The organism is Pseudomonas sp. W4I3, assembly GCF_030816195.1.
In the GTDB taxonomy this organism is placed as follows: Bacteria; Pseudomonadota; Gammaproteobacteria; order Pseudomonadales; family Pseudomonadaceae; genus Aquipseudomonas.
On sequence record NZ_JAUSXS010000001.1, the window covers coordinates 3,590,469 to 3,602,485 of the forward strand.

Below are 12,017 nucleotides of genomic sequence, written 5' to 3' on the forward strand. Positions count from 1 at the left end.
TGGCTCCACGTGGTTTCAAGACTTGATTAGAAGAAATCGGGCTGGGTGAAGTTCAAGTTTTTCGCGCACCAAATTGGAGCGCTCTTGGGGGCTGAGGGAGCTGCTCAGGGGGCCGCTTCGCTGCCCGGCGGGAGCAAGCGCCCTCGCCACAGGGCGATCGCGTTGACTTGGCAGTTGCGGCACACGCTTTGCTTAAACCATTCATCTGCCGGTAAACAGGAGCATGCGTTACCCCCCGACCCAGAGCCGACTCCATAAGAAAGTAAGGACCAGGCCTGTTGGCACCCTAAGCCACGGGCTCATAAAAAAATGCGTTTTTTTAAGCGGCAGTGCCACCCAGCAATCCTGGGCACTGACAAGGTACTGGAATGGCTCGATCTTTCTTCGATGAAATGAATGACGCAGACGGCGCGTGCCGGGCGCACTATCAGGATTTCTCGCGCTGGCTGGCCAATACGCCGCCCGAATTGCTGGCCCAGCGGCGCCGTGAGGCTGATTTGCTGTTCCACCGCGCCGGGATCACCTTCACCCTGTACGGCGATGAGCAGGACACCGAACGCCTGATCCCCTTCGACATCATCCCCCGCAGCATCCCCGCCAGCGAATGGAGCGTGATCGAGCGCGGCTGTATCCAGCGGGTCACCGCGTTGAACATGTTCCTCGCCGACATCTACCACGACCAGCGCATCATCAAGGCCGGGATCATCCCCGCCGACCAGGTGCTGGGTAACGAGGGGTATCAACAGGCGATGGTCGGCCTGGACCTGCACCGCGACATTTACTCGCACATCTCCGGCGTCGACCTGGTGCGTGACGGTGACGGCACCTACTACGTACTCGAAGACAACCTGCGCACCCCCAGCGGTGTGAGCTACATGCTCGAAGACCGCAAGATGATGATGCGCCTGTTCCCGGAAGTGTTCGCCAGGCAACGCATCGCGCCGGTGGACCACTACCCCAACCTGCTGCTCAAGACCCTCAAAAGCTCCAGCCGTCTGGACAACCCCAACGTCGTGGTGCTGACGCCTGGGCGCTTCAACAGTGCCTTCTTCGAACATGCCTTCCTCGCCCGGGAAATGGGCGTGGAGCTGGTGGAAGGCGCCGACCTGTTCGTGCACGACCTCAAGGTGTTCATGCGCACCACCGACGGCCCCAAGCCGGTGGATGTGATTTACCGGCGCATCGACGACGCGTTCCTTGACCCCAAGGCTTTCAACCCCGATTCGATGCTCGGCGTGCCCGGCCTGGTGGCCGCCTATTGCGCCGGTAACGTGGTGCTGGCCAATGCCATCGGCACCGGCGTGGCTGATGACAAATCGATCTACCCCTATGTGCCGGAAATGATCCGTTTCTACCTGGATGAGGAGCCGGTGCTGCAGAACGTGCCGACCTTCCAGTGCCGCAAGCCCGATGAACTGTCCCATGTGCTGGCCAACCTTGAGCAACTGGTGGTCAAGGAAACCCAGGGCTCCGGCGGCTACGGCATGTTGGTCGGCCCGGCTTCGACCGCCGCCGAGATCGAGGACTTTCGCCAACGCATCAAGGCCCGCCCCCACGCCTACATCGCACAGCCGACCCTGAGCCTGTCGACCTGCCCGACCTTTGTCGAAAACGGCATCGCGCCACGGCATATCGACCTGCGCCCGTTCGTGCTGTCGGGCAAGGAAACGCGCCTGGTGCCCGGTGGCCTGACCCGTGTCGCGCTGAAGGAAGGCTCGCTGATCGTCAATTCGTCGCAAGGCGGCGGAACCAAGGACACCTGGGTGGTGGAGGGCTGAGTATGTTGAGTAGAACCGCCGCAGATCTGTACTGGATGTCGCGCTACCTGGAGCGCGCCGAGAACCTGGCGCGCATGCTGGAAGTCAGCTATTCGCTGTCGCTGATGCCCCACGCCGGGCGCAGCGATGGCCTGGACGAACTGGCGATGTCACTGCTCAGCAGCGGCACCCTGGACAATTACCTGGAACGCCACAAGCAACTGGACGCCGAACGCATGCTGCATTTCTTCGCCCTCGACGAAGAAAACCCGGCCAGCATCTACAACTGCCTGCGCGCTGCCCGGGGCAACGCCCACGCCGTGCGCGGGCGCATCACCGCCGACATGTGGGAAAACCTCAACGCCACCTGGCTGGAAATGCGCAGCATCGCCGCCGGCGGCCTGGCGCGCCATGGCATCAGCCACTTCTGTGACTGGGTCAAGCAGCGCTCGCACCTGTTTCGCGGCGCAACTTCCGGCACCATCATGCGCAATGACGCCTATCGGTTCATTCGCCTGGGCACCTTTGTCGAGCGTGCGGACAACACCCTGCGCCTGCTGGATGCGCGCTATGAGATGTTTGGCGAAGAATCCGAGGAAGTCAGCGACCTGTCGGCGCGCGGTTACTACCAGTGGAGCGCCCTGCTGCGCGCACTGTCGTCGTTCGAGGCGTATACCGAGCTCTACCCGAACGCCTTGAATGCGCGCTCGGTGTCGGAACTGCTGTTGCTGCGCAGTGACGTGCCGCGCTCGCTGCATGCGTGCGTCGAGGAATTGAGCCATATCCTCGCCGACCTGCCCGGCAGTTACGGGCGCACCGCGCAGCGCCTGGCGGCGGAATTCGAAGCGCGGTTGCGGTACACCGGGATCGACGAAATTCTCGAAGACGGGCTGCACACACGGCTGACGGACTTTATCGACACCGTTCGCGAATTGGCGCGGGCGATACAAAGCTCCTACCTGGAAGTGGTCTGAAGCATACCCCGGATCAAAACTGTGGGAGGGGGCTTGCTCCCGATGGCGGTGTATCAGTCACTTATCTGCAGCTGCCTCACCGCATCGGGAGCAAGCCCCCTCCCACATGGACCGCTGTCCATCTGTCAGCTATCAATCGACCACCAACTGGGCAGCAATTGGCGCACCCGCGCTTCACCAAAGCGGTCGTCGATCAACATCACCACGCCGCGGTCGTGCTGGCTGCGGATCACCCTCCCCGCTGCCTGCACGACTTTCTGGATACCGGGATACAGGTAGGTGTAGTCGTACCCCGCACCGAAAATCGCGCCCATGCGCGCCTTCATCTGTTCATTCACCGGGTTGAGCTGCGGCAAGCCCAGGGTGGCGATAAACGCGCCGATCAGGCGCGCACCGGGCAAATCAATGCCTTCGCCAAAAGCACCGCCCAATACCGCAAAGCCGATGCCCTGGCTGTGCTGGGTGAACTGGTCGAGAAACGCCTGGCGTTCAGCCTCGGCCATGCCCCGCGACTGCAACCACAGCGTGACCTGGGGATGACGCTCGGCCATCAACTGCGCCACCTGTTGCAGGTAATCGAAGCTTGAGAAAAACGCCAGGTAGTTGCCGGGTTGCTCGGCGAATTGCCGGGCAATCAACGCCACGATGGGTTCCAGCGACGCTTGGCGGTGCACAAAGCGCGTGGAAATGCAGTCGATAATGCTCACCTGTAATTGCTCAGCGTTGAACGGCGACTCGACGTCGACCCAGGCGGTGTCGGTCGGCAACCCGAGCAAGTCGGCGTAATAGTGGCGCGGGCTCAAGGTCGCGGAAAACAGCACGCTGCTGCGCGCGGCGGTCAACCTGGGCCGGATGAATTCGGCCGGCACCACGTTGCGCAGGCACAAGGTCGAGCTGCTGCGCTTGCCGCTGTACTGGCGTTTGCTGATATCGAAAATGAAGTGCTCATTGAACAGCTCGGCCACCTTGGCAAATTGCAGCGCCTCGAAGTAGAAGGCTTGCAGGTCACCGCTGAGGGCTTCGGGGTGGTCGTTGAAGTAATCGCCCATGGCGCTGGCACACAGGCTCAGGGCCTGGAGCAGCTTGTCGGGTTTGGTCGCGTAGGCCTGATACGGCGCGAGCTGGTCCTTGTGCAGCGCATTCCACTCGCGGTTCAGGCGCTGCAATGACTTTTTCAGCGGCTCGGGCGCACTCTCGCGCAAGGTCTTGAGGCTGTACTGATCGAGGCTGGCGCTGTACATCGAACGCGCCCGCTCGACCAGGTTATGGGCCTCGTCCACCAGCACCGCGACCCGCCACTGGTTGAGCTGGGCCAGGCCGAAAAGCATCGCGCCAAAGTCGAAATAGTAGTTGTAGTCGGCGACCACCACATCGGTCCAGCGCGCCATTTCCTGGCTCAGGTAATAGGGGCAGACATCGTGGGCCAGCGCCACCTCGCGCAGATGATGTTGATCGAGCAGGCGCACCCCGGTCGCGGCCTGGCGCGCGGCGGGCAAGCGGTCGTAAAAGCCCTTGGCCAGCGGGCACGACTCGCCGTGGCAGGCTTTATCCGGGTGCTCGCACGCCTTGTCCCGCGCCACCAGTTCCAGCACGCGCAAAGGCAAGTCGGGACTGCTGTCGTACAACACCTGGGCGGCGTCCAGCGCCAACTTGCGGCCCGGGGTCTTGGCGGTGAGGAAAAACACGGTGTCCAACTGCTGGGGCGCCAGGGCCTTGAGCATCGGAAACAGCGTGCCGACGGTCTTGCCAATCCCCGTGGGCGCCTGGGCCATCAGGCAGCGGCCGGTACTCACCGCTTTGTAGACCGATTCGGCGAGCACACGCTGGCCGCTGCGAAACTCAGCGTGGGGAAAGGCCAGGCCTTGCGCGGCGTGGTTGCGCGCCTCGCGATGCTGCATTTGCTGGTGGGCCCAGTCCAGAAACAGCACACATTGTTGGTTGAAGAAATGTTCGAGCTCCGGCGCGGTGAAGCGCTGGGTGAGCAGGGTTTCGCCCTCGCCGACGATGTCGAAGTACACCAGCGCCAGCTCGATGTCGCTGAGCCCGAGTTTCTGGCACATCAGCCAACCGTAGACTTTGGCCTGCGCCCAATGCAGCTGCCGATGGTTGGCCGGCTGGGCCTGGAGGTCACCGCGATAGGTTTTCACTTCTTCCAGGCGGTTGCGGTCCGGGTCATAGCCGTCGGCCCTGCCGCGTACCTTGAGCTGCGCGTACTCGCCTTCCAGCGCCACTTCGTTCTGATAATGCGCGCTGCGCCGCGACGCCACCGTGCGATGGCCGACGATGCCTTCCTGGGCGCTGGGCGACGGGGTAAAGCGCAGGTCCAGATCCCCGACCTTGGCCGTGAACTCGCACAGCGCCCGCACCGCGACGCTATAACTCAAGCGGCCTGCTCCCAACGCACGTAACAGACCGTGACCGGCATCTGGTATTCACCGCAGAACTCCAGCCAGCGCAACTGGTTGTCCTGCAGGCGGTCGCCAGGGCCCTTGACCTCGATCATGCGGTAGGTTTTCTGCGCCGGCCAGAACTGGATCAGGTCGGGCATCCCGGTGCGGTTGGCACGGATATCCAGTAGCAGCCGCTCGAACCAATAGCGAAGGTGCTCGGCGGGCAGACAGGTCAGGGCTTGCTCCAGCAGTTCTTCGCTGAGCAGGTTCCAGAACACGAAAGGCGATTGAATCCCCCATTTGTCCGCATAGCGCTGGCGGATGGTGGCCTTGTAGCGCTCGTCGCGCAGTTGCTCGAAGCAGGCGCTGAACAACGCGGCGCGGCGTTGCTGGAAGTCTTCGCTGTGCAGGTCGGCGGGCCCGCGCTGGAACGGGTGGAAAAACGCCCCCGGCAGCGGCGCGAAGATCACGTCCCAGCACAGCAGGCCGAACAGCGAATTGATCAGGCCGTTCTCCACATAGTGCACCGGCGCGTCCGGCTCGCTCAGATGGGCCTGCACGCAATATTCCACCGACATCAGCGGCTCGGGGAATGCCAGGGCGAGGTCCAGGCGCGTGAGGTCCCGTGCCTTGACCTTGGGTTGTCTCGGCTCACCCAGCTTGCGTCGCAGGCGCGGCAACACGCGCAACAGGTGTTGCTGCTCGGCGGCGCTTTCCGGTGCCTGCTGCGCGGCGACGGCCAATGCCAGCGCTTGCGCATAAGCCTCTTGGCGCTCCAACACGCGGATCAACCGCGAACGCGCGCCGGGGTAGTCGCAGCCGCGATAGATCTGTTCGGCCAGCGCCAGTTCAGCGCTGCGCTCACAGTATTGGCCGATCTGGAACAGCAGTTTGGCGCGACGCTTTTCCAGCCAGGGGTTGTCGGTGTGCAGCGTGGCGATATGGGCCAGTACCCTGTCCAACGCCTCGCCCGCGTCAAAAGCCTGCTGGCATTGGTGCAGGAACACACAGCCCTCGACGTCGGCGCGGCTGCGCAACCCACGGGACTCTGCGCTGAACGCGACCTTCTCGTAGGTGTAGATGCCCAGGTCGGCCAGCACGAACTCCGACCAGTCCTGATAGAGGTTGCCGAAAAACATCAGGCGCAGGCGGTCGCACAATTCCATCACCGTGAGGCTGTACAGCACATCCTCCAGATCGGGGCACCAGTGGGCAAAGCTGCGACTTTCAACAAAGCGCTCCGCCAAGGGCGCCAGCCAGTCGGATTTCCTGGCTTTGGGCTGGTCGATCCAGGGCCTGAAGGCCGTGAGCAGTTCGCCTTTTTGCAACAAGCCGAACAGTTCCTCAAAGCCCAACAGGCATTGGCCGTCCACCCAGCCGAACGCCAACAGCGGCTGCATGGCCGCATGCGGGCAGCCGACCTCCTGATAACTGAGCTTTGCCCCGCGAAAATGCACGCCTTTGCGCATGACCATGCGCACCAATAACGCCTGGGATGCTTGCGGCAAGCTGTCGAATTGCTGAATGAACTGCAATTCGTGCGGGTCGAGCAAATCGGCATAGCGCTGCTCCAGCCAACTCAGCACTTGGCGGAAGTTGTGCAGGTAATACAAGGGGTCTTCGAGGGGGTTGGCCATGGCGCAAAGCAATCGACTACTGGTTATGCATACAGAGTGCCGTCGCAAACGCGTTGTTGCAATCAGTAATAGATAAGTGGCGCCTGCAACTTTTTGCAAAAAAGCGATCAGATGAGGGAGCTGATCGCGTAACATTTATGCCCCGCAGCCAGACGCTGCGGGGCTTTTAAGCGGGACTATTCAGGGTAAGGTAAGGGTAAATGAACATGAAGAATTTGGGTCTGCCGCTGGTTGCACTCACTTTTCTGGTCTTGGCCGGTTGCTCCACGCAAACGGTGGTGACGTTGCAAAACGGCACACAGTATTTGACCAAGGACACCCCCAACGCCAAGACCGCCGACGGCTTCTATGAATTCACCGACATCGCCGGCAAGCGCATCCGGATCAAGGCGGACGACGTGGCCACGGTGCGCAAGGAAAAATAATCCCTTATTGATCGTTGTACGCCGATCAAAATGTGGGAGGGGGCTTGCCCCCTCCCACAGTTTTTACTGCATTGCGACCGTCAGCCGATCATTATCCCCTCCCCCGACACACTGCTCACACCCACCAGTGTCACCGAGTCGGCACCGAAGCTGATCACGGTATCCGCGCCTACGAGCTTGGCATGATCGCGGTAATCGGTGCTGCCCCCTACCCCGTCGAACACCAGCTTGTCCGTAGCCTGGTAGCCAATCACCCGGTCGTTGCCAAAGTGCCCGCTGAACAGAAAGGTGTTATGCCCGCTGCTGTCGCGAATCGTATCGTTGCCTTTGCCGCCTTCAATGAAATCGGCGCCCTTGCCGCCCTGGATCAGGTCGTTGCCGTGACTGCCGATAATGAAAGTGTTGCCCTTGTGCGTTTCGGCATTGCGGTTGAGGTCTTGCACCCAGGTGGTGGCCCGTGCCGGGTCGGACAGATTGGCGACGATCACCGTGGAATCGCGGGTCATCTGCTCGTAGAAACCGGAGTCGAGAATGCGCGTCATGCCGTCGCCGTAGCCAGTGGGCAGGTGAGACACCCAGGTCGGCAGGTTGAGGATGGAAAAGGGCAGCGCGTTCCACAGCGTTGATGCGTAGTGGTCGTTGAAGCTGACGATGTTATCGGTGGTGGATTCGTGGGGTTTGTCATGCACGCCCAGCGTCGACAGGGTGGATGACGCGCCATCCAGCGCCCGGAACACCGGGTCATTTTCATAGCCCACGTTCAGCACCTTGTCGCCGGCACTTTGGGTCGGCGAGGCATAGGCCACGTAGTTGGAATCCTTGTAGAAGCCCGACCACTTGCTGTCGCTCAAGTCGGCCATGCTGTTGACCGCCAGCCCTCCCAGGCTATGCCCGCTGACCACTACATCCTGCCCGCTCAGGCCGTGGGCGCCGGCAAACTCGGCGACGTTCTTGAGCAAGCCGCCGAAGGCTTCGCCGGCGTAGTTTTTCGCGTAGTCCTTGGGGCCGAGCGCGGCAAGCAGATCATTGATCAGGTCGCCGATGGAGTCGGTGATCAGGCTCTCGCGCGGCCCCGAAGTGCCGCGAAAACCGATGCCGATTTCCAGCAACTTGCCCGCGTCATCGTATTTGCCCAGTACCTCGACCTGAGCCGTGGCGTAGCCGGGCTTCTCGCCAAAGAACGTACCTCGGGCGTCGACTTTGCCGGTGTAGCCCAGGGTGCTGGCGCTGATTGGCGTCCAGCCGGCCTGCTGCACCGCGTCGAGGGCGGCTTTTTCCGAATCGGGGTTCCAGGGAACGCCGGGAATCACCCCCTGGGAATCGGTACTGCCCAGCAACGCGCCCACCAGCGTGGCCGGCAAGCCCAGGCCCAGGCCGTTATGCTGATACCCCACGGCGAAGCCGTTATCCAGGTTGTGGTAGGAATACAACGTAATGGCCATCGCGTCGGCGAACAGCGTCTTGGAACCCTCGGTGCCGAGGTGTTTGTAGTCAAAGATACCCATGGTATTGCCTCTCTGTTGTTGGATTTGTAGAGAAAGCCAAAAAACCTGTTATCCGTTACCGACTGTAGGAGCGAGGCGGGCGGCTAGCCCTTGCTCGCGAAGATCCTCAACGATGACGCGCTTTACCTGAAGAAACGCGGCGCACTTGAGTCTTTCGCGAGCAAGCTCGCTCCTACATTGGTGTTTAAAGCCTTAGAACGCCCAGTCCAGGCTCAGGCCGACGCCATGCACCTTCTCCTTACTGGCGAGCAAACCGTTGTAATCGAAGTTGACCCGCGCATCCTTGCTCAGCGCCAGGCTCACCCGTGCCCCCACCAGCGCGGCATCACGCACCATCGGCGCGCTTTCCACCGCGAACGAAGGCCCACCCGAGGCAAACGCCAGGTGTTGTTCGGAGTCGGTGCTGCTCAAGTTGTGCTGCCAGCCCAGGGTGCCGGACACTTCCAGTTGCTGGTGATCGTTGACGTTGAAGGTCTTCAAGGCGCGCACGCCCAAGGTGCTCAGCACCAGGTCGCGGCTGTCGTCGCCACTTTTCAGCGCGGCGGCATCGCCCTTCTCGGTGAAACCATCGGTGTCCAGGTGCACATAGGCCAGGTTGGCGAACGGTTCCAGGGCCAGTGGTTGCAGGTTGACGCGATATGCCGCCTCGGTGAACACCTGGGTGCTGTGAGCGTCGACCTTGGCTTTCTGCTTGCCGCTGACGTCACCGTATTGCAGGTCGCGCTTCACATCGGCGCGGTGCCAGCTGTAGGTTGCGCCACCACTCAGGCGCCAGGCGCCAATCTCATGCCCGGCGTAGGCGCCGAAGTGGTAGCTGTCCACCGAGGCACGGCTATGGGTATCGCTGCCCATGTTCAGCGACGTATCGCTGTAGCCCGCCACCAGACCGATGCGTGTCGCGTCGTCGAGGGCACCGTCCACACCGGCGAGCATGCCGCCGATCGACGTGGTGTAGCCCGCCGTGTCGTTGCGGCTGTCGGTCTTGCCCCAGGCGCCCAGCGCCTTGACCCACACGTTGCCACGGCTGTCGATGGCCTGGCTGGTCGCGCCCATTTCACCATTGCGCAGCCGTTCGCCCACCGCTTCGCGCACGTAGCGGCTGTCATTGACCAGCGCGGTCTCCAACGCCGGGTAGACTTCGCCACTCAGTTGCTGGAATGCGCCCTGGGCCGAGGCCGCCGTCGGTGCCAGCAACAGGCTTTCATACACCCCATTGCCCGCGCCCAATTGCTCGGCGGCAGCGGCGACGGCGCGCTGGTTCGGCGTGGCGGCCACACTGGCGAAGCTGTTGGTGCGCGCCACATCCAGCTGCACGCCGTTGGCCGCGTAGTTCAGGGTGCCACCGATGAACAGGTAGTCCGGCAGTACCGCACCGAAGCTGCCGGTGATACCGCCCGCCGCTTGCAGGATGTTGTACTGGCGGCCGATCAGGCTTTGCGCCTGGGTGGCGCTCAGTAACGTCGGGCTGTTTTCCAGGGCCAGGGTCACGGTGCCGCCGTTCAGCGTGGCGGTGCCGCCGGCGACGATGCGGTCGCTGCTGGTGGGCGACAATTCCACCGCGTAGGTCGAGCCCGCATCGAAGGTGACGTTACCCGCCACGTTCAACGTACCGATGGAGTTGCCCGGCGCCACGGTGCCGCCGCTTTTTGCGGTCAGCGAGCCGATACGCCCCGAGCCACCGACCACGCCGCTCTGGCTGACGGTCACGTCGGAGGTAACCGAGCCGTTAATCGCCAGCAGCCCCTGGTTGACCAGGGTCGGGCCGCTGTAGGTGTTGGCGCCGGTCAGCACCAGCGCGCCAATGCCCTGCTTGGTCAGGCCGCCATGCCCGGAGATATCGTTACTCCACACATCCAGCCCGCAGTGCACATCGTTGCACACGCGCTCTGTCGGTTTGCCGGCATCCACCACCGCGCCGATCCCCGGCAGGTTCGCGACGAACTGGCCGCTGCCATAGGCGCCGTCGATGCGAAACTCAGCCGGAATATCCTCGGCGGTAATGAACATCCCCGGCCCATTGACCGCCTTGCCCAGGTTGATCATGCCCCAGCCGTACAGCGAGTCGATGCCTGGTGCGCCAAGGTCGGTGGCGGTGGTCTTGAGCAGCGTGGAGATCTGGTCGCCACTCATGTACGGGAAGCGCTCCATCAGCACCGCCGCGCTGCCGGCCACGTGGGGCGCGGCCATGGAGGTGCCGTTGAAGTTGGCGTAGTCGTTGGTGAGGTTGTCCAGGTTGGTGCCGTTGATGATCGAACTGAAAATCTTGGTACCTGGTGCCGACACACAGAAACTCGCCGCATAGCCGCAGCGCGAAGAGAAGGTGCTGATCACATACGGGTTGGCGCTGGTGGTGTCCGGGTTCTGCTGCAAGGCCGCCACCGACAGCCAGTTCGGAGCAATCTCGGGGACGAAGTACGCCAGGCCGGAAATGGCATCCGGGTTGTTGCGGTTGTAGTCGTTGCCAGCGGCGAAGATGGTCAGCACACCGCTGCGGGCAGCGTCGATTGCGCCTTGATAGGCGCCGCCGGCAATCGTGCCGAGGATCGGCCGGATGGTGTTGAACTGCGCCTGGGCCTCATTGACCGTGAAGTTGGGGAAGGCGGGATCGCGGCCACCCTTGGCGTACTGATCACCGATGCCGATGCCCCAACTGTTGTTGATGATTCGCGCGCCGCTGGCGACCAGCGCATCCCAACCGGCTTTGTACACCGCGCCATCGTTGCCCAGGATGATCCCGTCTTCCGGGCCTGGGTCGCCGTTTTCAGCACTGATGATTTGCGCGTTGAACGCTACACCGTGCATCGGTCCGCCGTCGCGGTTACCGGCAGCAATGCCGCCGACATGGGTGCCGTGGTTGCCCAACTTGCCGTTGGAGCCCAGGGATGGCGTGCCGTCGTAGCGAAACGCATCACCGGCCTTCACCGGAATGTACGGGTCGGTGTATTGGCGGATGCCCTCGGTGACGATTGTCACCACTTTGTTGGGGCTGGCGAACTCCGGGTGCGGGGCGTACACCGGCTGGTCGAAGATGCCCAGCTTGACGCCCTTGCCGGTGTAGCCCGCAGCGTACGCCGTGTCGGCATGTACCGCGCCCAGGCCCCAATCGGCCTTGAACTCATTGCTGCGCCAGCTGGCCGCGTCGCCCAGCTTGCCGGTTTCCACATAGGGTGCGGCCTGGGCGGTCCCCAAGCTTGCCAGGCAGCACAGCAACGCGCCGTATGGCACGCTGCTCAAGGCCTTGAGCGGATAGCCCGGGCCGGTGTGGATGGCGGTAGTTAACCCTGACTTGCGTTTTTTCACGGTGACCTTCCTTAGTTTTCTTATTGCCA

Annotated in this window: 7 protein-coding genes; 3 read left to right on the forward strand and 4 right to left on the reverse strand. The window is 62.5% G+C overall.

All coding sequences use genetic code 11. The features are described 5' to 3' along the window. Nucleotides 1–368: 368 nt before the first annotated feature. Together QF045_RS16430 and QF045_RS16435 are read left to right on the forward strand one after the other, a co-directional pair. Nucleotides 369–1,778 carry a circularly permuted type 2 ATP-grasp protein gene (locus tag QF045_RS16430; protein ID WP_306493137.1) on the forward strand — a complete coding sequence of 470 codons (1,410 nt, stop codon included), beginning with the start codon at nucleotides 369–371 and terminating at the stop codon, nucleotides 1,776–1,778. A gap of 2 nt (nucleotides 1,779–1,780) precedes the next feature. Beyond that, nucleotides 1,781–2,731: an alpha-E domain-containing protein gene (locus QF045_RS16435; RefSeq protein ID WP_306493138.1), complete on the forward strand. Its 951-nt coding sequence runs from the start codon at nucleotides 1,781–1,783 to the stop codon at nucleotides 2,729–2,731. A 125-nt stretch (nucleotides 2,732–2,856) separates the two neighbouring features. Here the strand turns inward: QF045_RS16435 and QF045_RS16440 are convergent, their stop codons facing one another. Continuing rightward, on the reverse strand, nucleotides 2,857–5,115 hold the full coding sequence (locus QF045_RS16440; RefSeq protein WP_306493139.1) for an ATP-dependent DNA helicase: 2,259 nt from the start codon (nucleotides 5,113–5,115) through the stop codon (nucleotides 2,857–2,859). Next, nucleotides 5,112–6,758, reverse strand: a complete 1,647-nt coding sequence (locus tag QF045_RS16445; protein WP_306493140.1) for a VRR-NUC domain-containing protein — start codon at nucleotides 6,756–6,758, stop codon at nucleotides 5,112–5,114. Before QF045_RS16445 ends, QF045_RS16440 begins: the two co-directional genes overlap by 4 nt. A 200-nt stretch (nucleotides 6,759–6,958) precedes the next feature. On the opposite strand from QF045_RS16445, the gene QF045_RS16450 reads away from it, so the two are divergent. Next, the gene (locus tag QF045_RS16450) at nucleotides 6,959–7,183 is read left to right on the forward strand and encodes a YgdI/YgdR family lipoprotein (protein ID WP_003191162.1); all 225 of its coding nucleotides are present in this window, start codon (nucleotides 6,959–6,961) and stop codon (nucleotides 7,181–7,183) included. 80 nt (nucleotides 7,184–7,263) lie between these two features. Here the strand turns inward: QF045_RS16450 and QF045_RS16455 are convergent, their stop codons facing one another. Next, nucleotides 7,264–8,688, reverse strand: a complete 1,425-nt coding sequence (locus tag QF045_RS16455; protein ID WP_306493141.1) for a lipase — start codon at nucleotides 8,686–8,688, stop codon at nucleotides 7,264–7,266. Between the two features lie 192 nt (nucleotides 8,689–8,880). Further along, entirely contained in the window at nucleotides 8,881–11,988 is a 3,108-nt protein-coding gene (locus QF045_RS16460) for an autotransporter serine protease (protein ID WP_306493142.1), read from the reverse strand. Nucleotides 11,989–12,017: the final 29 nt, after the last annotated feature.